This is a genomic window from Pseudomonas cichorii, assembly GCF_019719005.1.
GTDB classification, from domain to species: domain Bacteria; phylum Pseudomonadota; class Gammaproteobacteria; order Pseudomonadales; family Pseudomonadaceae; genus Aquipseudomonas; species Aquipseudomonas cichorii_E.
In genome coordinates, this window is sequence record NZ_JAIGPJ010000057.1 from 1 (window position 1) to 20402 (window position 20402).

Annotated in this window: 17 protein-coding genes and 1 pseudogene; 7 read left to right on the forward strand and 11 right to left on the reverse strand. The window is 59.2% G+C overall.

Features of this window, described 5'->3' with window-relative positions; translation table 11 throughout:
* Positions 1-226: 226 nt before the first annotated feature.
* Positions 227-1720 carry a YifB family Mg chelatase-like AAA ATPase gene (locus tag K5D32_RS24950; RefSeq protein ID WP_221594780.1) on the forward strand — a complete coding sequence of 498 codons (1494 nt, stop codon included), beginning with the start codon at positions 227-229 and terminating at the stop codon, positions 1718-1720.
* Between the two features lie 87 nt (positions 1721-1807).
* Here K5D32_RS24950 and K5D32_RS26430 read toward each other — a convergent pair whose 3' ends face one another.
* The 3 genes and pseudogenes from K5D32_RS26430 to K5D32_RS24960 form a co-directional block, all read right to left on the reverse strand.
* Positions 1808-2668, reverse strand: coding sequence for a methyl-accepting chemotaxis protein (locus K5D32_RS26430; protein WP_409372895.1), 861 nt, complete (start codon positions 2666-2668; stop codon positions 1808-1810).
* Positions 2663-3784, reverse strand: a pseudogene (locus K5D32_RS26435) (Cache 3/Cache 2 fusion domain-containing protein); the annotation flags it as partial. The pseudogene K5D32_RS26435 and the gene K5D32_RS26430, both read right to left, overlap by 6 nt.
* Before the next feature lie 190 nt (positions 3785-3974).
* Positions 3975-4895, reverse strand: a complete 921-nt coding sequence (locus tag K5D32_RS24960; RefSeq protein WP_221602229.1) for a LysR substrate-binding domain-containing protein — start codon at positions 4893-4895, stop codon at positions 3975-3977.
* 155 nt (positions 4896-5050) lie between these two features.
* Between K5D32_RS24960 and K5D32_RS24965 the strand changes: the two genes are divergently transcribed.
* Positions 5051-6451, forward strand: coding sequence for a NorM family multidrug efflux MATE transporter (locus K5D32_RS24965; protein ID WP_221602230.1), 1401 nt, complete (start codon positions 5051-5053; stop codon positions 6449-6451).
* A gap of 9 nt (positions 6452-6460) precedes the next feature.
* On the opposite strand, the gene K5D32_RS24970 is transcribed toward K5D32_RS24965, so the two are convergent.
* Positions 6461-8125: a bifunctional diguanylate cyclase/phosphodiesterase gene (locus tag K5D32_RS24970; RefSeq protein WP_221602231.1), complete on the reverse strand. Its 1665-nt coding sequence runs from the start codon at positions 8123-8125 to the stop codon at positions 6461-6463.
* Positions 8126-8328: 203 nt separating this feature from the next.
* Between K5D32_RS24970 and rep the strand changes: the two genes are divergently transcribed.
* The 4 genes from rep (at position 8329) to K5D32_RS24990 (ending at position 12789) form a co-directional block, all read left to right on the forward strand.
* Positions 8329-10338, forward strand: a complete 2010-nt coding sequence (gene rep / locus K5D32_RS24975; protein ID WP_025257941.1) for a DNA helicase Rep — start codon at positions 8329-8331, stop codon at positions 10336-10338.
* A 54-nt stretch (positions 10339-10392) separates the two neighbouring features.
* Positions 10393-10962 carry a xanthine phosphoribosyltransferase gene (locus tag K5D32_RS24980; protein ID WP_221602233.1) on the forward strand — a complete coding sequence of 190 codons (570 nt, stop codon included), beginning with the start codon at positions 10393-10395 and terminating at the stop codon, positions 10960-10962.
* A gap of 65 nt (positions 10963-11027) precedes the next feature.
* A complete protein-coding gene (locus K5D32_RS24985) occupies positions 11028-11912 on the forward strand; it encodes an MBL fold metallo-hydrolase (protein ID WP_221602234.1) in 885 nt (294 codons plus the stop codon).
* Positions 11913-11976: 64 nt separating this feature from the next.
* Complete coding sequence (locus K5D32_RS24990; RefSeq protein WP_221575416.1) at positions 11977-12789, forward strand: sulfite exporter TauE/SafE family protein; 813 nt, start codon at positions 11977-11979, stop codon at positions 12787-12789.
* A gap of 7 nt (positions 12790-12796) precedes the next feature.
* On the opposite strand, the gene K5D32_RS24995 is transcribed toward K5D32_RS24990, so the two are convergent.
* The 7 genes from K5D32_RS24995 to dadA form a co-directional block, all read right to left on the reverse strand.
* Positions 12797-14728, reverse strand: coding sequence for an acetyl-CoA hydrolase/transferase C-terminal domain-containing protein (locus K5D32_RS24995; RefSeq protein ID WP_221602235.1), 1932 nt, complete (start codon positions 14726-14728; stop codon positions 12797-12799).
* Positions 14729-14832: 104 nt separating this feature from the next.
* Positions 14833-15117 (reverse strand): addiction module antidote protein, encoded by a 285-nt coding sequence (locus K5D32_RS25000; protein WP_221575414.1) that lies wholly within the window; start codon positions 15115-15117, stop codon positions 14833-14835.
* Positions 15118-15450: 333 nt separating this feature from the next.
* Positions 15451-15873 (reverse strand): cytochrome c5 family protein, encoded by a 423-nt coding sequence (locus K5D32_RS25005; protein WP_221575413.1) that lies wholly within the window; start codon positions 15871-15873, stop codon positions 15451-15453.
* A gap of 182 nt (positions 15874-16055) precedes the next feature.
* Complete coding sequence (locus K5D32_RS25010; protein WP_025257935.1) at positions 16056-16604, reverse strand: cupin domain-containing protein; 549 nt, start codon at positions 16602-16604, stop codon at positions 16056-16058.
* 106 nt (positions 16605-16710) lie between these two features.
* On the reverse strand, positions 16711-17784 hold the full coding sequence (gene alr / locus K5D32_RS25015; protein WP_221602236.1) for an alanine racemase: 1074 nt from the start codon (positions 17782-17784) through the stop codon (positions 16711-16713).
* A gap of 261 nt (positions 17785-18045) precedes the next feature.
* The gene (locus K5D32_RS25020; protein WP_201001054.1) at positions 18046-18399 is read right to left on the reverse strand and encodes a RidA family protein; all 354 of its coding nucleotides are present in this window, start codon (positions 18397-18399) and stop codon (positions 18046-18048) included.
* A complete protein-coding gene (gene dadA, locus K5D32_RS25025) occupies positions 18371-19672 on the reverse strand; it encodes a D-amino acid dehydrogenase (protein WP_221602237.1) in 1302 nt (433 codons plus the stop codon). Before dadA ends, K5D32_RS25020 begins: the two co-directional genes overlap by 29 nt.
* Before the next feature lie 156 nt (positions 19673-19828).
* On the opposite strand from dadA, the gene K5D32_RS25030 reads away from it, so the two are divergent.
* A complete protein-coding gene (locus K5D32_RS25030) occupies positions 19829-20317 on the forward strand; it encodes an Lrp/AsnC ligand binding domain-containing protein (protein WP_221575409.1) in 489 nt (162 codons plus the stop codon).
* The last annotated feature ends 85 nt before the right edge of the window (positions 20318-20402 follow it).

Genomic DNA, 20402 nt, shown 5'->3' on the forward strand with positions numbered 1-20402 from the left:
ATACAAAACGCCCGATGCGGTGCATCGAGCGTTAGGGTGAAATAGGTGTAAACCTATTTCAGGACTAGACAGCCTCAACTCAATCGACCCACTCTTCTTGTATCGATTAACCCCTCTGCTCACCCCACCCGACACACCCCGTACAACTTCCCCCTCACCCCCCCTCCCAAACCCCATCTATCCTTCCCAACACCGCAGGAAGCGGTCGTCGTTATCAAGGAAGATCATGTCTCTCGCCATCGTCCATAGCCGCGCCCAGGTTGGCGTGGAAGCACCTGCCGTTACTGTCGAAGCTCATCTGGCCAACGGCCTGCCAACCCTGACGCTGGTCGGTTTGCCGGAAGGCGCGGTCAAGGAAAGCAAGGATCGGGTGCGCAGTGCCATTCTCAATTCGGGGCTGGATTTTCCGGCGCGGCGGATCACGCTCAATCTGGCGCCGGCGGATTTGCCGAAAGACGGTGGCCGTTTTGATCTGGCCATTGCACTGGGTTTGCTGGGGGCAAGCGGGCAGTTGCCGTTGCTGGCGTTGCAGGATGTGGAGTGCCTGGGCGAGCTGGCGTTGTCGGGGGCGATTCGGCCGGTTCAGGGGGTGTTGCCTGCTGCGCTGGCGGCGCGGGCGGCAGAGCGGACGCTGATCATTCCGGCGGCCAACGCCGAGGAAGCGTGTCTGGCGTCCGGGCTGCGGGTCATTGCGGTGAATCATTTGCTGGAGCTGGTCGCGCATTTCAATGGGCGCACGCTTATCCAGCCTTATCAGAGCAGCGGGCTTTTGCATCAGCCCAAGCCTTATCCGGATTTGAGCGAAGTTCAGGGGCAGACCGCCGCCAAGCGCGCACTGGTTGTTGCGGCGGCCGGGGCGCACAACCTGCTTTTCAGTGGCCCGCCGGGCACGGGCAAAACCTTGCTGGCCAGTCGCTTGCCCGGTCTGTTGCCGCCGCTGGATGAATACGAAGCGCTGGAGGTGGCAGCGATTCAGTCGGTGGCCAGTCAGGTGCCGCTGAGCAGTTGGCCGCAGCGGCCTTTTCGGCAACCTCATCACTCGGCGTCCGGGCCTGCGTTGGTGGGAGGTGGCAGTCGCCCTCAACCTGGCGAGATAACATTGGCCCATCACGGAATTTTATTTTTAGATGAATTACCCGAGTTCGACCGCCGCGTGCTGGAGGTTTTGCGCGAGCCGCTGGAGTCTGGCCATATCGTGATTTCCCGGGCTCGGGATCGGGTGCGGTTCCCGGCGCGCTTTCAACTGGTCGCAGCCATGAACCCTTGCCCGTGCGGTTATATGGGTGAGCCCACCGGGCGGTGTCGTTGTTCGACCGAGCAGATCCAGCGCTATCGCAACAAGCTGTCCGGCCCGTTGCTGGACCGGATCGATCTGCACCTGACCGTCGCCCGGGAAGCCACTGCCCTCAACCCGACACCACAAACCGGCGACGACACTGCCAGCGCTGCCGCGCTGGTTGCAAAAGCCCGTGATCGCCAACAAAAACGTCAGGGCTGCGCCAATGCCTTTCTCGATCTGCCGGGTTTGCGTGAGCATTGTCCATTGTCGGCAGCAGATGAAACCTGGCTGGAAACGGCCTGCGAGCGGTTGACCCTGTCGTTGCGGGCCGCGCACCGGCTGCTGAAAGTGGCGAGAACCCTGGCGGATCTGGAGCAGGAGGATGCAATTGATCGTCGCCATCTGGCCGAAGCGTTACAGTATCGGCCTGCGAGTAATTGAGATCGGTTTCTATGGCAGTCATATCTTTTCGCGGATAAATCCGCTCCTACACGGCTCGGCAGGAGCGAATTCATTCGCAAAAAACAATCACCGGAAGCGATCAACCTCTTGGCGCAGTTCAGCCGCCAGGGAGTTGAGTTCCTGGGCGGTGACTGCCAGGTTGGAGACCACTTGGCGCTGTTCGCTGTTGGCCATGGCGATGCTTTGCAGGTTGCTGCTGAGCATGGTCGCGGTGCTGCTTTGTTCTTGCGTGGCCGTGGTGATCGCGGCGAACTGATGGCCGGCGGAGCGGCTTTGTTCGTCGATCTGGGCCAGTGCAGCTGCAACCTTGGCGTTACGCGACAGGCCGTCCTGCATCAGGACGTTGCCCTGCTGCATGGTGCTGATGGCGTTGCCGGTCTGTTGCTGGATGCTGGCGATCATGCCGGAGATTTCGTCAGTGGCCTGGCGGGTACGCGAAGCGAGGCTTCGGACTTCGTCGGCTACCACGGCAAAACCGCGACCTTGTTCACCGGCACGGGCCGCTTCGATGGCTGCGTTGAGCGCCAGCAGGTTGGTCTGGTCGGCAATCGAGGTAATCACGCCGACGATGCTGCCGATTTCCTGAGAACGCTGGCCCAGGGTGTCGATCACGGTAGCGGTGCTGTTCAGCGAGGTTGCGATCTGTTGCAGCGCAGACGAGGCTTCATCCATGGAGGTACGACCGATGCGGGTCTGCTGCGCGTTTTCCTGCGCCAGACGCTCGGTGTTCTTCATGTTGTCAGCGATGTTCAGAGAGGTCGCGCTGAACTCTTCAACCGCGCCCGCCATGCTGGTGATTTCGCCGGACTGCTGCTCCATGCCTTCATAAGCGCCACCCGACAGGCCGGACAATGCGTGGGCACGGGTGCTCACTTCCTGGGCTGCGGTACGGATATGGGAAACCATGTTCGACAGGGCTTCGCTCATCTTGTTGAAGCTGCCCGCCAGTTGCCCGATTTCATCGTGGCTGGAGACATTCAGGCGCACGCTCAGGTCACCGGATCCCAGGGCATCGGCCTGACGTACCAGTTCGGATAATGGACGCAGTTTGCTGCGCAGCAGCCAGATGGCACTGCTCACCGCGATCAGCATCGCCAACAGGCTGCCAATAGCCAGCTTGGTACCCACGCTCCAAGTCACTTCGCTGATTTCGTCACCCGGCATGTTGGCCAATACAGTCCATGGGCCACCGCTGAATGGCTGACCCACGCTGTAGAAGTCCTGCACGCCATCGTGCCAGAACAGGCCTTTGCCAGGCTGCTTGACCGCTTCAGCTACAGACTTGGCTGCCTCATCAGGCGATTTGGCACCGGCTGGCGCGACCAGCCAACGGCTTTGCTCGTCCAGCAATGCCAGCGAACCGGTCTTGCCGATACGGAAGTTTCTGAGGTTCTCGAACTGGGCGTTCTGCGCGTCGGTGTAATCGAAACCTACGAACAAGGCTGCGATGATCTTGCCGCTGCTGTCACGAACCGGGCTGTACTGAGTCATGTAGTAACGTTCGAACAAAACCGCCTTGCCCACGTAACCCTGACCGGCCATCAGGCGCTCATAGGCCGGACCTTTGCGATCGAGCACGGTGCCGATGGCGCGGGTGCCGTCCTGCTTGCTCAAGGAGGTGCTGATACGGACGAAGTCATCGCCGCTGCGCACGAAAATGGTCGCGACACCTGCCGTCAGACGACGAAACTCGTCAACCTCTGTAAAGTCGTTGTTCAGGGGCGTATCCCCCAGGTACAAACCCGGAGTCTGGGTCCCGGCCACGGTAACTGGCTTGTCGGTCTGCAGGCTCAGGCCGCCAGAAAAACGCTTTTCAAACAGCCCGCTCAGGCGCTGCGTGCTGTCACGCAAGGTGCTGTGAAAAGTGTTGAGCTGATCAGCGAGCAGGCGAGCCTCACTGGACATGTGTTCTTCACGGATGACAAGGTTGGCAGCGTCCAGAGATCGCAAAGCGAAAAGAGTACTGCCGCTTATCACCACCGCAAGAATCACAGCCAAAGCAATACCGAGTTGCGAAGCAATCCGGGCACGGGGCTTGGACATAAAGGCTCCAGGCTGAATTATCGGGTTCGCCAACTCCCTGGCCGACCATCCAGCAAAATTCTAATAGGATTTGAAATTGAACCGTTTTGGACAAACGGCCTTTCAAGAATAACTTCGGCTCACAAGTGAAATACTTGAGTCAGCCATACGGATATTAGCAAACAGATGGCAAATCGCCCAATCGCCCCCGCTATTTAAGTATCTCGACTTTCGGCAACTCCATCGCCTGAACCTCGCCCTGCAGAAAGTCACTTAATCGCCGTAACCGCTCTAGACCGGGCCTTGTCTTGGGCCAGACCAGATAATAGTTCTCGCCACTGAATACTGCCGTACGCCAGGGCAGGCTCAAACGACCTTGTGCCACATCTTCAGCAACCATCAATAAATCGCCCATCGACAGCCCGTAACCTCGAGCAGCCGCGATCATGCCCAGCTCCAGGGTGTCGAAAACCTGACCGCCCTTGAGCGAAACCTTGTCCGCCAGCCCCATGCGATTCAGCCAGGTGCGCCAGTCACGCCGATCCGGTGTCGGATGCAGCAGCTCGATACTGGCCAGCCGTTCGACATCCCAGGGCGGATCCTGCAAAAAGGCAGGGGCACCGACCGGGATCAGAAACTCTGGAAACAACAGGGTCGCCTCCCAGTCCGGCGGAAAATGTCCGCGACTCAGGAGGACTGCACAATCGAAGGGCTCCTGGGAGAAGTCCACGGCGTCGATATCCATCCAGGCACTGGTCAACTGGACTTCGTTGCCTACCTGGAGATGACGAAAACGACTGAGCCGTGCCAGCAGCCAGCGCATGGTCAGAGTCGAAGGCGCCTTCATGCGCAATATGCCTTCTTCAGCCTGTAACGTGCTGCAGGCACGCTCAAGCGCATGAAAACCGTCTCTGACTCCGGGCAACAAGGCACGAGCGGCTTCAGTGAGCTGCAAGTTGCGGCCATTGCGCTGAAACAGTCGGCAGGAAAAGTACTCTTCGAGCGTATGAATATGACGACTGACAGCACTTTGGGTAATCGACAGTTCTTCCCCCGCTCGCGTGAACGAGGTATGCCGAGCGGCCGCTTCAAAAGCGCGCAATGCATATAAAGGCGGAAGACTACGAGGCATATGAATATATCCACACAATAATGCGCCACTGTACGCCAAATACACTGACATGAGTTTTAATCATGCTGATGATCGGATTTATCGCTTTGTGCTTAAGCACTTGAATACCGAGAATGTGCAGCCCATCAGTACACCTGAAGTAGAGCCTCTCCATCATGCAACAGCCCGCCCTCAAAGAACTCTGGATCATCCTGCGCCTGGCCGGGCCTTTGATCGCATCGCAGATGGCGCACATGCTGATGGTGTTCACCGATACCGTGATGATGGGCAAGATCGGGCCTGAAGCCCTGGCGGGCGGCGGTCTGGGCGCAGCTACCTACAGTTTTGTTTCGTTTTTCTGTGTAGGCGTGATGGCGGCAGTCGGCACGCTGGTTTCGATTCGTCACGGCGCAAACGATGCAGAGGGTGCGACCCGGCTGACCCAGGCCGGTCTGTGGCTGGCATGGGGCATGGCGCTGGTGGCTGCGCTGCTGTTGTGGAACCTTGAACCGGTTCTGCTCAGGTTTGGCCAGACCGAAGTCAACGTCCATATGGCCACTCAGTTCCTGACCACCCTGCCGCTGGCGCTTCCGGGCCTGCTCACGTTCATGGCCTTGCGCGGCTTCACCAGTGCCCTTGGACGTGCTGGCCCGGTAATGACCATCAGCCTGGCAGGAGCTGGCGCCAACTTCGCGCTCAATTACATGATGATCCATGGCTGGTTCGGTCTGCCGAATCTGGGCCTGATGGGCATCGGGCTGATCACGGCAATAGTGACCAATTGCATGGCACTGGCGCTGGCCCTGCATATCCGCCGCCATCCTGCTTATGCGGCCTATCCGATTCGCAAAGGGCTGTGGCAGTTATCCAGCAGCCACCTTAAAGAGCTCTGGAACCTCGGCTTGCCAATTGGCGGAACCTACGCCGTGGAAGTCGGCCTGTTCACTTTTGCGGCATTTTGCATGGGAGCCATGGGCAGCACGCAGATGGCTGCGCATCAGATCGCCGTACAGACCGTGTCCATGGCGTTCATGATTCCGGTCGGGATTTCCTACGCCGTCACCATGCGCATCGGTCAACATTACGGTGCGGGTAATGTATTGATGGCTCGCACTGCCGGGCGGCTGGGCATTTCGTTTGGCGGGGCCGTGATGCTGATGTTCGGCCTGTTGTTCTGGCTCGCGCCTCATCAGGTCATCGGCCTGTTTCTCGATCTGGATGACCCGGCATTCACCGAGATCGTGATCCTGGCGGTCAAGCTGCTGGCCATTGCGGCGTGGTTCGAGTTGCTGGACGGCATGCAAACCATTGCGATGGGCGCCATTCGCGGGCTAAAGGACGCCAAGACCACCTTTCTGATCGGGCTTGTCTGCTACTGGCTGATCGCAGCACCTGCCGCATGGCTGCTGGCCTTTTCGTCCGACCTGGGCGCAGAGGGTGTCTGGTGGGGACTGGCGTTGGGCCTGCTGTGTTCGGCGGTGGCGCTGACCTATGCCTTCGAGAAGAAGACTGCGCGATTGATAAAGGTGAAATCCAGGCAGGAGCCGCAAGACAATCTGGGTGCCATTCATCCCTGAGGGCGGGCTTTACGCCTTATTCGCGGAGGGGTGCGCGCCTGTCGGCCGCTCCAGATAGTCAACCAGCTCAGCCATCGGCAACGGTCGGCTGATGAGGTAACCCTGCACCTGATTGCAACCAAAGCTGCGCAGCAGCGCCAGTTGCTCAGGGGTTTCCACGCCTTCGGCCACAACTTCCAGGCTCAGGTTATGGGCCAGATTGATCATTGCGTGGACCAGCTTGCGATTTTCCTCACGCGGCTCCATTTCCCCGACAAAGCTTTTGTCGATCTTGAGCAGCTCGATCGGCAGGCTGTTGAGGTGCATGAAGGAAGAAAAGCCGGTGCCGAAGTCGTCCAGGGAAAAACGCACACCCAATCTGCGCAGCGCTTCCATGATCTGCCGCACCTGCTCACTGCTGCGCATGACCGACGTTTCGGTCAGCTCGAATTCCAGCCAGCGCGCATCGATTTCATGCTCGGTGATCAGGCGACTGAGGGTCGGCAGAAGCTGGCTGTCCTGAAATTGACGGAACGACAGGTTGATCGCCATGTGCAGCGGCGCAAAACCCCGGTCGCGCAAAGCCTGCATGTCCCGCAAGGCCCGATGGATGACCCAGTAACCCAACGGCACGATCATGCCGCTCTGCTCGGCCAGAGGCACGAACTCACTGGGCAGTAACAGCCCGCGCTCGCTGTGGCGCCAGCGCACCAATGCTTCCAGCCCCACAACCGCACCGCTTTCCAGGCACAGGCGCGGCTGGTAATGCAGCTCAAGTTCGTCAGTACGCAAGGCCTTGCGCAGTTCGGCCTCAAGGTCCGCAAGGCTGCGAGCGTTGCGGTTGATGCGGTGATCGAAGAGGCGGAAAGTGCAGCCCTGAAGGCTCTTGGCCTGACGCATGGCGATATGGGCGTGCCACATCAAGGCGTCGGCGCCGGTTTCGGACTGTGAATGAGTGATGCCAAGGCTGCAGCCCAGCAGCAGGCTTTCACCGTCGATCCAGTAGGGTTCGGACAACGCATCGGTAATGCGTTCGGCCAGTTGTGCCGCACGTTCGGGCGTATGGCGGGTGTCGATCAGCAAAGCAAACTCGTCACCGCCCAGACGGGCGATCTGGTCCCCGATGTCCAGCTGGTTCCTGAGTCGTGCCACCACCTGCAGGATCAACCGGTCACCAGCTTGATGGCCCAGGGCATCGTTGGCGCGGCGAAAGTTGTCGAGGTCCAGGTGGCCCAGGGCAAAACCGGTTTTGTCGGCCAGACGGGCTGTCAGTAACGTCTGAAAACCCTGTCGGTTGGCGATACCGGTCAGCGAGTCCTGGCCGGCCAGGCGTTGCAGGGTGTCTTCCAGCGCTCCGCGCTCACGAACATGGCGTAGGCAGCGGCGAAGGGTATCGGCCGTCAGACTTTCACGGACCAGCCAGTCGCTGGCCCCCATCGGCGCGACGAACGGTTCCTCTTCGAGCAGCATTACCGTCGGCAACAGGCAACTTGTGGCAGGGGGTTGCAGCTCGGGAGTGGTCAGCAGCAGGGAAGGACGCGGACTGTCGGGCTGCTTCTGGAAGGCGTCCCAGTCAGCTGCCTGATACAAAATGACCTCATCGCCCAGCGATGCCAGACAATTGCTCAACAGCGCCAGCCATGCAGATTCTCGGGCCAACAGCAGCAATCTCAGGGGCTCGACAGGCACAGGCACGCTAACTCCTTAACTGCAAAGGAAAAACCGATTACCCCCCAAACGAAAGGGTGTGACTGGTAGACGCACATTCGCGATGAGTCAAATGTAACAAAAACAAAAAATTTAGATAGCTGTCCCTGCCGTTCAACGATGAGCGCTGCATAAATGCGCGGGCCTGTTAAAATGCCCGACCTTTTTCGCAACAGACTACCCATACCGCCATGTCCCGACTCAATCCCCGGCAACAGGAAGCCGTGAACTATGTCGGCGGCCCTCTTTTGGTGCTCGCCGGTGCAGGCTCCGGCAAGACCAGCGTGATCACACGCAAGATCGCCCACCTGATCCAGAACTGCGGCATCCGTGCGCAGTACATCGTGGCCATGACCTTTACCAACAAGGCCGCCCGAGAGATGAAAGAGCGGGTCGGCACGCTGCTGCGCGGTGGCGAAGGTCGCGGCCTGACGGTGTCGACCTTCCACAATCTGGGCCTGAACATCATCCGCAAGGAGCATGTGCGCCTGGGCTACAAGCCCGGTTTCTCGATCTTCGACGAAACCGACGTCAAGGCCCTGATGACCGATATCATGCAGAAAGAGTATTCGGGCGACGACGGTGTCGACGAAATCAAGAACATGATCGGCGCCTGGAAGAACGACCTGATCCTGCCGCCCGAAGCGCTGGCCAATGCCCGCAACCCCAAGGAACAGACCGCCGCCATCGTCTACACCCACTACCAGCGCACGCTCAAGGCGTACAACGCGGTGGACTTCGACGACCTGATCCTGCTGCCGGTCAAGCTGTTCCAGGAACACGCCGACATCCTGGAAAAGTGGCAGAACAAGGTTCGCTACCTGCTGGTGGACGAATACCAGGACACCAACGCCAGCCAGTATCTGCTGGTCAAACTGCTGATCGGCACCCGCCACCAGTTCACGGTCGTAGGCGATGACGATCAGTCGATCTATGCCTGGCGCGGTGCGCGGCCGGAAAACCTGATGCTGCTCAAGGATGACTATCCGTCCCTGAAAGTCGTGATGCTGGAGCAGAACTACCGTTCCACCAGCCGCATCCTGCGCTGCGCCAACGTGCTGATTTCCAACAACCCGCACGCTTTCGAGAAGCAACTCTGGAGTGAAATGGGTCACGGCGACGAGATCCGCGTGATCCGCTGCCGCAACGAAGACGCCGAAGCCGAGCGGGTAGCGATGGAAATCCTCACCCTGCACTTGCGCACCGACCGGCCCTACAGCGATTTCGCCATCCTCTATCGAGGTAACTATCAGGCCAAGCTGATCGAGCTGAAATTGCAGCACCATCAGGTTCCCTATCGCCTGTCCGGTGGCAACAGCTTCTTCGGCCGCCAGGAAGTGAAGGACCTGATGGCCTACTTCCGCCTGTTGGTGAACCCGGACGACGACAACGCCTTCCTGCGCGTCATCAACGTTCCGCGCCGGGAAATCGGTTCAACGACCCTGGAAAAACTCGGCAACTACGCCACCGAGCGCAAGGTGTCGATGTACGCCGCCACCGAGGAAATCGGTCTGGGCGAACATCTGGACAGCCGTTACACCGATCGCCTGCAACGCTTCAAACGCTGGATGGACGGCGTGCGCCAGCAATGCGCGCAGAACGACCCTATCGCGGCACTGCGCAGCATGGTCATGGATATCGATTACGAAAACTGGATTCGCCAGAACAGCTCCAGCGACAAGGCCGCCGATTACCGCATGGGCAACGTCTGGTTCCTCATCGAGGCACTGAAGAACACCCTGGAAAAAGACGAAGATGGCGGCATGACCATCGAAGAGGCCATCGGCAAGCTGGTCCTGCGCGACATGCTAGAACGCCAGCAGGAAGAGGAAGACGGTGCCGAAGGCGTGCAGATGATGACCCTGCACGCTTCCAAAGGGCTGGAATTTCCTTACGTGTTCATCATGGGCATGGAAGAAGAAATCCTGCCACACCGCTCCAGCATCGAAGCCGACACCATCGAGGAAGAGCGCCGCCTGGCCTACGTGGGCATCACCCGCGCACGACAGACGCTGGCGTTTACCTTTGCCGCCAAGCGCAAGCAATACGGCGAGATCATCGACTGCGCGCCAAGCCGCTTTCTCGATGAGCTGCCACCGGACGATCTGGCCTGGGAAGGCAACGACGATACGCCAACCGAAGTAAAGGCCGTGCGCGGCAATACAGCACTGGCGGACATCCGCGCCATGCTCAAGCGCTGACACCTGAACAGAAAACGATCAACTAATGCGCACTGGCGCACCCAAGGAACCGAAGTGGAAGCACTGCACAAGAAAATTCGCGAAGAAGGCATCGTACTTTCCGATCAGGTCTTGAAGGTCGATGCGTTTCTCAACCATCAGATCGACCCGGCACTGATGAAAGCCATCGGTGACGAGTTCGCCAGGCTGTTCGCGGATGCAGGCATCACCAAGGTCGTCACCATCGAAGCCTCGGGCATCGCTCCGGCAGTGATGGCCGGCCTGAACCTAGGCGTGCCGGTGATTTTCGCCCGCAAGCATCAGTCGCTGACCCTGACCGAAAATCTGCTGTCGGCGACGGTTTACTCCTTCACCAAGCAGGTCGAAAGCACGGTCGCCATCTCGCCACGGCACCTGAACAGCAACGACAACGTGCTGATCATCGATGACTTCCTGGCCAACGGCAAAGCGTCCCAGGCCCTGATCTCGATCATCAAGCAGGCAGGTGCCAAGGTGGCCGGGCTTGGCATCGTGATCGAAAAGTCCTTTCAGGGCGGTCGTGCCGAACTGGATGCCCAGGGTTATCGCGTTGAATCCCTGGCACGGGTGGAGTCGTTGGCGAACGGCGTGGTGACTTTCAAGTAGAACGCCCACGCCGCCTGTCTACGCTTGCACAGGTAACAGCCATTTACGGCCACGGAGATACCACAATGATCATTGGGGAAAGGCTGTATGTCGAAGGCCTCTTCGACAGCCATACATGGACTATCAGTTATCTGGTGATGGACCTGGCCAGCAAGCAGTGCGCGCTGATCGACAGCGTGCTGGACTACGATCCGAAGTCCGGGCGTACCCGCACCGAATCGGCAGACCGCCTGATAGAGCGGGTCAAGGCTCTGGAAGCTTCGGTGCAGTGGATACTGGAAACCCATGTCCATGCCGACCATGTGTCGGCCGCGCCCTACCTGAAACAGCAGTTGGGCGGACAGATCGCCATCGGCAGCCACATCACAGCCGTGCAGCAGGTCTTTGGCACGCTCTTCAATACCCCTGAAGATTTCGCACGGGACGGCACCCAGTTCGATGTGCTGCTGGATGACGATGGCGCATTTGCCATCGGTTCGCTTCAGGCCAGGGCACTGCATACACCCGGCCATACGCCCGCCTGCATGACCTATCTGGTACAGATCGGCGACGAAACAGTCGCGTTCGTCGGCGATACGCTGTTCATGCCTGACTACGGCACCGCCCGCTGCGACTTCCCCGGCGCCGATGCGCGCACGCTGTATCGCTCCATCCAGCGGATTCTCAACCTGCCGCCGCAGACCCGGCTGTTCATGTGTCATGACTACCTGCCCAATGGCCGCGAGCTGCAATACATGACCACCGTTGCCGAACAGCGCGCCAACAATATCCATGTGCACGAAGGCATCGACGAAGACGCCTTCGTCACCATGCGCGAGGCACGGGATGCGACTCTGGAAATGCCGGTCCTGATGCTGCCGTCGGTGCAGATCAACATGCGCTGTGGCCACTTCCCAGCGCCGGAAGACAACGGCGTCAGCTACCTGAAAATCCCGCTTAATGTTCTTTGAATCGCGTGTGCGTCTGGAAAGTCTGATATGAACCCGATTCACCCTGAACGGCTCGCCAGTCGGCATGGATGAACATCAACTGCTGGGCGCAGGCCTGGGCGCGATCGTAGGCGCAATACTGGCGCTGACCGGTGCAGGCGGTGGGATTCTGGCCGTGCCACTGCTGGTTTTCGGGCTGGGGCTGTCCATGGTCGAGGCAGCGCCTGTGGGCTTGCTTGCCGTGGGTCTGGCGGCGGCACTCGGGGCGTTTCTGGGCTTGAGGCAAGGCATTGTCCGCTACCGTGCCGCGCTCTATATCGCCGGCATCGGTGTGCTCATGTCGCCACTGGGCCTGTGGCTCGCACATCGTTTGCCCAATACGCCGCTGGCGCTGATCTTCGCCGTTGTGATGCTGTACGCCTGCGGGCGGATCTTTCTCAAGGCCACCCGCGAGTTGAAATACGGACCACCGGCCTGCCGCAAGGAAGTCCTGCCCTGCGTGCTCAACCCGCTGCAAGGCCGGCTGCGCTGGACGATGCCCTGCATTCGGGCGCTGACACTCACCGGCATGACGGCAGGACTGCTGTCGGGACTGATCGGAGTCGGTGGTGGATTTGTCATCATCCCGGCGCTGACCCGCTACAGCGACCTGAACATGAAAAGCGTGGTCGCCACGTCGCTGGCGGTCATTGCGCTGGTCTCCACCGGCAGCGTCATCAGCGCCTCCGTGGCGGGCGTGATGCACTGGAGCGTCGGCGCGCCCTTCGCGGCCGGAGCGATCATCGGCCTGATAGGCGGCAGGCAGGTTTCCCGCTACCTCGCAGGCCCTCGTTTGCAGCAGTTGTTCGCCATCGCCGGATGGGCTGCCGCCGTCATGCTGGTATTCAGCGTTCTTTAAACAGCCTTCAGAACGTTGATCCGGCAGAGTTGTGCAACCCGGCCAGCAGCAGGCGCTGATACAGCTCTTCTTTCAGACCTTGAGGCTCGTCGAGTTGCATGCGCTGCAAGTGCTCGATATAAGCCGAAGGCTCCGGCGCATCCAGCGTGGCCTTGCCCAGCTCCAGAATTTCGGTGAGCTTGAATTTGCTCTTGAGCCAGTTCAAGGCCCGCAACAGATCACGCTCTCGCGCAGTGAAATCGCAGCCCAGCGGATACTCCGTGAACAGCGCAGGATAGCGGGACGCAATGTCCTTCAGGCGCTCGGGCGTGTTCTGGGTAAAGCGCGGGTCGAGGTGAAAGCCTTTCGGCAGCTTGCCAGCCTTTTGCGCCTGCTCGATCAGGCCGTTCTGAAAGCGCGAGTCACTGATATTCAGCAGTCGCTCGATCACCGTGGCGTCGGTCTGACCACGCAAGTCGGCAATCCCGTACTCGGTCACGACGATATCGCGCAGGTGACGGGGAATGGTCGCGTGGCCGTATTCCCAGACGATATTGGAAGTAATCTCGCCGCCCGACTCCCGCCAGCTGCGCAGGATCAGAATCGAACGTGCATCTTCCAGCGCATGGGCCTGGGAAACGAAGTTGTACTGCCCGCCGACACCACTGAGCACACGTCCGTCTTCCAGTTGGTCGGACACCGCCGCGCCCATCAGAGTCATGGTGAAAGCGCTGTTGATAAAGCGCGCATCCCGACGTTGCAGGCGCTTGAGCTCTTCGTTGCCGTATAGCTCGTTGATGTAGCTGATGGCGCTCATGTTGAACTGCGCCAGTCGCTCGGCAGGCAACTCACGCAAGCGCTCATAAAAACTCAGCGGCCCAAGGAAGAACCCGCCATGCAGCACAACGCCATCCGGGTGAGCGCTTTCATCGAGGGTTCCCAGATTGGCCAGCCGCTGCAACCCGGCATCGGCATACACCTTGCGCCGCACAATGCCAGCATCGGCCAGTACCAACAGGCCGTTGACGAACATCTCACTGCATCCGTAAAGCCCGCTGGCAAAAGGCTGGACGCCGCCTTCGCGATCAATCAAGGTCTGCCAGTTGCTCATGTTCAGTTCAGCGAGCAACCCGCTGTAGGTTTCGTTGTTGGCCTGTCGGGCCAGCAGCGCGGCGGTCAGTGCATCGCCCATGGAGCCGATGCCGATCTGCAAGGTGCCGCCATCACGAACCAGCGTGCTGGCGTGCAGGCCGATGAAGTGATCCTGAAAACCCACCGGCATGTTGGGCGTCGAGAACAGGACGCTGCGCTCCTGCTCATCCAGCAACACATCAAAAGCCTCGACATCCAGTTCGGAGTCGCCGGGCATGTAGGGCAGATCGGCATGGATCTGACCCAGAATCAGAATCGTCTCGCCCGCAGCCCTTCGCTTGTCGACCATCGGCAGCAGATCGAGGGTCACGTCGGGGTTGCAGCTCAGGCTCAACTTGCCGGGCCGTTGCTCATCGTGAGCGACCAGTTGCGCAATCAGGTTCAGGCCACTGGCATTGATGTCCCGCGCCGCATGGCTGTAATTGCTGCTTACGTAGCTCTGCTGGGCCGCTTCGCTGTTGAGCAGGCTGCCCGGCTGCATGAAGAATTGCTGGATGCGAATGTTCGGCGGCAGATCGTCACGGCGCAGTGCCGACAGGAACTCCAGCTCAGGATAATCCCCGAAAACCCGCTCCAGGAACGGCTCCAGAAAACGCCCCTGCAACCCCTCACCCGCTGGCGGCCGGCCCAGACTCAATGCGGTATAGATCGTCAGTTGCCGCTCGGGAAGCTGCTTGATGCGCTCGTACAGCGCATTGACGAACCGATTGGGCTTGCCCAACCCCAAAGGCATGCCCATATGAATATGCTCGGGCAACTGCGCGAGCACATGATCGACGGCTTGCTCAATGGAACAGGACCTGGGCATCCGAACTCTCCGGGGGTTGTGGCTTGTGGAGGTTGGACCGTCTTCAATGAACAGCGTTGCGGCCCGTAACGGGATTTCTTACACGCGATTGCCTACCCGATGCATCACGGGTGGGCAACGACTCTGGCCTGCAACTCGACTCCCATCGCACGCATCACTTTGAGGATGGTATCGAAACGAGGCTTGGCGCCAGGTGCCAGTGCCTTGTAGAGGCTGGCACGCCCAAGGCCGGAATCCTTGGCAATTTGCGCCATGCCACGGGCTTTCGCCACATGACCAACGGCACGTATCAGCTCATCGGTGTCGCCTTCGGCCAGCACCTGGGACAGGTATTCGGTTATTGCTTCATCACTGTCCAGCAGTGATGCCATGTCAAAAGGCACGCTCATCATCCAACCTCCTTGATCATGGAAAACGTATCCAATTGGAGACAAAGGTATCACGAAAATTCTGTAACTATTTCTACCGTTCAGCCTTTGGTTTTCTGCGGCCACAAAAGAACCGCCGAAGCAGGTTGTGTGAAAACGTAGCGAGCGAAGGTCAGGCAAGGCGAAAACAGGCGAGGAACGGTCGGAGTCGCGCTCGACTTTACTGGCTGTAAATGAGCATTCCGATCGGACTCGCGCACGAGCCTGTTTTCAATGCAGCATGACCGAGCGCAGTAGTTTTCACACGTCCTGGAAGATCAGGTTTCCGCGGCGGTTCTCGATACAGCGTACGGCTTATTTGAGCCCGGACATCTTCTGAATCGCACCTTTGAGGTCCTCATCGGTGCAGTCGCCACAGGTGCCTTTGGGTGGCATGGCGTTGAGGCCAGTGATGGCTTTGGCCAGCAGGCCGTCAAGGCCGCCTTCTTTCCTGGCTCGCTCTTCCCAGGCGGCGGTATCGCCGATCTTGGGTGCATTCAGCAGGCCAACGCTGTGACAGGCGGTGCAGTGTCTGGCGATGACATCGTCGGGGGATTTTGCGCTGCCGCCACCGGCTGATGCAGTGACTGCAATACCTGCGCATTCCTTGCCTTGAACACAGACCTGCCCGACCGGCTCAAGCCGTTTGGCGATTTCATCATTCGTCGCTGCCTGAGCGTTGAATGCCCAAAAAGCCAACATGGCAGCCATTGCCAGTCTCTTGTTTATCAGGTTCACGCTTACACCCTCATGGTGACTAATCACGCCCGCGACCACGGTCTGGCAGGCGGGCGAATTATAGCGACTAGCCTTTGGAGCCGAAACACCCCTACATAAAGAATGGTTATTGACGCGTGAGCCCATTCAAGAGGTGCATGGCCAGCCAGCCCGCGTACATGAGGCGATTGCGCTACTTCTGGTCAAAAATTGGCCGGGGTGGCTGCGCTGATTAGTCGCGCCGGCACATCGAACGGATTGCGGAATCGATGCGGTTTGGTGCTCTCGAAATAGTAGCTGTCGCCCGCTTCGAGGATGTAGGTGTCCAGACCGACGACCAGTTCCAGTCGTCCTTCGACCAGAATTCCGGTTTCCTCGCCTTCATGCACCAGCATCTCTTCACCGGTATCGGCGCCTGGCGGATAGATTTCGTTGAGAAAGGCGATGGCCCGGCCCGGATGCGACTTGCCCACCAGTTTCATGGTCACGGCACCATCGGAGATATCGATCAACTCGCTGGCCTTGTAGACCACCTGGGTCGGGTTTTCCGGCTCAAGCTCTTCGGAAAAGAACTCGACCATGGACATGGGAATACCGCCGAGCACCTTGCGCAGGGAACTGATCGAGGGGCTGACGCTGTTCTTTTCGATCATGGAAATGGTGCTGTTGGTCACGCCTGCCCGTTTGGCGAGTTCACGCTGGGACAGGCCCTTGAGCTTGCGAATGGATTGCAGTCGTTCACCGACGTCCAATGCGGCATTCCCCCTGGTTCGGTAAGGTTAAAGTCGAGATGAACGCCATGATGGCAACAGCGTTCAGTATTTACAACACTTCGGACTTTTAACCCGGCCAGCAGGCTCACTCTGGTGAGTAGACCCTCGGGACGCGCCGCAGATTGCAGAAGATCTGGTAAGGAATGGTGCCAGCATGCGCCGCCACATCACTGGCCAGCACGTTCTTGCCCCACAACTCGACATGGCTCCCGAGCCCCGCCTGAGGCAGATCGGTCAGGTCCACGCAGAGCATGTCCATGGAAACACGCCCCAGCAAACGGCTCGGCTTGCCATCGATCCAGACTGGCGTGCCAGTAGCCGCATGACGCGGATAACCATCGGCATACCCCATGGCGACCACACCGACACGGGTCGGGCGCTCGGTAACGAAGATGGCGCCATAACCCACAGGCTCGCCAGCGGGCAGTTCGCGTACACCGATGATCTTCGACTCCAGAGTCATGACCGGCTGCAGCCTATCTGCCAGCGCCTGAGACTGATCGAAGGGCGTAGCGCCGTACAGCATGATGCCGGGGCGCACCCAGTCGCTGGGGATATGCGGCCAGCCCAGCACTGCAGGCGAGTTACGCAGGCTGACTTCCGCTGCCAGCCCCTGGCGGGCGGCTTCAAAAGCGGCAACCTGCTCGTCGCTGCGGGAACATCCCAGCTCGTCGGCACGGGCAAAGTGGCTCATCAGGACGATCTTCGCCACCTTGCCGGTCGCCAGCAGACGTTGATAGCCGGCCTGATATTCCGACGGGTGCAAGCCGACCCGATGCATGCCGGTGTCGAGCTTGAGCCAAACGGTCAGCGGCTTGCTGATGCTGGCCTTTTCGATAGCCTCCAGTTGCCACAAGGAATGCACGACAAACCACAGATCGTGCTCGACGATCAGCGCCAGTTCATCGGCCTCGAAGAAACCTTCCAGCAACAGAATCGGCGCACGAATGCCTGCCTCACGCAGCTCCAGAGCCTCTTCGATACAGGCCACGGCAAAACCGTTGGCCTCGGCCTCCAGTGCCAGGGCGACACGCACCGCGCCATGGCCATAGGCATCGGCCTTGATGACAGCGAGGGCTTTGGCGCCAGTCGCTTCGCGGGCCAGTCGGTAGTTGTGACGCAGGGCTTGAAGATCAATCAGGGCGCGAGCTGGACGCATGGGAAGAGAGTTCTGATATTGAAAAATTTAAAATTCATGTACAGACCGTGTGAAAACGTAGCGAGCGAAGGTCAGGCAAGGCGAAAACAGGCGAGGAAGCGGAGTTTACGTGTTGTAAATGAGCATTCCGAGCCTGTTTTCAACGCTGCATGACCGAGCGCAGTAGTTTTCACACGGTCTGGAGCGAATTCATTCGCGAAAGCCAAACCCAACACATCCCTGCAGTATGTGGTTCAGCCTTCGCGAATGAATGTCCTGCGATTATGGCAACGCAGCAACCACTGAAAGCTCGACCAGGATTTCCGGCTCGCACAGCTTGGCCTCGACCGTCGCACGGGCAGGTGCGACGCCTTTGGGCAGCCATTTGTCCCAGACGCTGTTCATGCCGGCAAAGTGGGCATCGATGTCCTTCAGGTAAATCGTGACGGACAGGATGCGGCTTTTGGTGGTGCCTGCCAGATCCAGAAGACGCTCGATGTTATCGAGTGTCTCACGGGTCTGCTTTTCGATCCCGCCAGCCATGTCATCACCCACCTGCCCCGACAGATAAACGGTGCCATTGTGGACGACGATCTGACTCATGCGCTCATTGGTGAGCTGGCGCTGGATTGACATGTTTTGCGTTCTCCTTGGTACTGCCATAGCGAGAAATATCGAGACCTGCGGCGCTGATCTGAGGTTTTTCGCTCGCCATGAGGTCGGCCAGCAAACGCCCGGAGCCGCAAGCCATGGTCCAGCCCAGTGTTCCGTGGCCGGTATTGAGGAACAGATTGCGCAATGGCGTTGCACCCACGATAGGTGTGCCATCGGGCGTGGTCGGACGCAGCCCGGTCCAGAAACCTGCCTGGGTCAGATCGCCGCCCTGAGGATAGAGGTCGTTGACGATCATCTCCAGCGTTTCGCGACGCCGAGGGTTGAGCGAGAGATCGAAACCTGCAATTTCAGCCATGCCACCGACGCGAATGCGGTTGTCGAAACGAGTGATGGCGACCTTGTAGGTTTCATCGAGGATGGTCGAGGTCGGTGCCATGTCCGGGTTGGTGATCGGCACAGTCAACGAATAGCCCTTGAGCGGGTAGACCGGCGCGCGGATACCCAGCGGCTTGAGCAATTGCGGCGAGTAGCTGCCCAGCGCCAGCACATAACGGTCTGCGGTTTCGAGCTTGCCATCGATCCAGACGCCATTAATGCGGTCGCCTGTATGGTCGAGGCGCTCGATGGACTGGCCGTAACGGAACTCGACGCCCAGTTTGACGGCCATTTCCGCCAGACGGGTAGTGAAAAGCTGGCAGTCGCCGGTCTGGTCGTTGGGCAGGCGCAGCGCACCGCTCAGAATGTGGGTGACACCAGCCAGTGCCGGTTCGACCCGGGCAATGCCTTCGCGGTCCAGCAGTTCGTAAGGCACGCCGGACTGTTCGAGCACGGCGATGTCCTTGGCGGCGTTGTCCAGTTGCTCCTGGGTACGGAACAACTGGGTAGTGCCCAGGCTGCGGCCTTCGTAGGCGATACCGGTTTCAAGGCGCAGTTCGTCAAGGCAGTCGCGGCTGTATTCGGACAACCGCACCATGCGTTCCTTGTTCACCGCATAACGGCTGGCCGTGCAGTTGCGCAACATCTGCGCCATCCACAGGTATTGATCGATATCCGCTGTGGCCTTGATGGCCAGCGGCGCATGACGTTGCAGCAGCCACTTGATCGCCTTGAGCGGCACACCGGGCGCAGCCCATGGCGATGCATAGCCTGGCGATACCTGACCGGCGTTGGCAAAACTGGTTTCCATGGCAACGGCCGGCTGACGATCGACCACTGTGACCTGGAAACCTGCCCGAGCCAGATAATAGGCACTGGTTGTACCAATTACGCCACCACCAAGTACCAGAACACGCATGTCGACAGCCTCATCGCGGATATCCGCTGACATTTGAAGTTTAAAGCAGGAATGTGGGCAGTATATTGAGCATCGGCCAGTGTATCTCACTGTATATATGCGTATATTCAGCGCTAATTCTCGGCAAAGACCGTTTTCATAGAGGGGAAACTGCCTGTGCGCACTCAACACCAGTCAAAACGTGAGCTGGACAAGATCGACCGCAATATCCTGCGCATCCTTCAGGCAGACGGACGAATCTCGTTCACGGAGCTTGGCGAGCGCGTCGGGCTGTCGACCACACCCTGCACCGAACGGGTTCGCAGGCTGGAACGCGAAGGCATCATCATGGGCTACAACGCCCGTCTCAACCCGCAGAACCTCAAGGCCAGCCTGCTGGTTTTCGTGGAGATTAGTCTGGATTACAAATCAGGCGACACTTTCGATGAGTTTCGCCGGGCAATCCTGAAACTGCCCCATGTGCTGGAATGCCATCTGGTGTCGGGCGACTTCGATTACCTGGTCAAGGCCCGTATCTCGGAAATGGCCTCGTATCGCAAGCTGCTGGGCGACATCCTGCTCAAACTGCCCCATGTGCGGGAGTCCAAGAGCTATATCGTGATGGAAGAAGTGAAGGAGAGCCTGAACCTGCCGATTGCAGACTGAGCCCGTGCGAATTCATTGGCTATGTCTGCGTTAAGTGTTGAACAGGTTCATGCCCAAGTGCCTCCTTCAATAAAATCAATGGGTT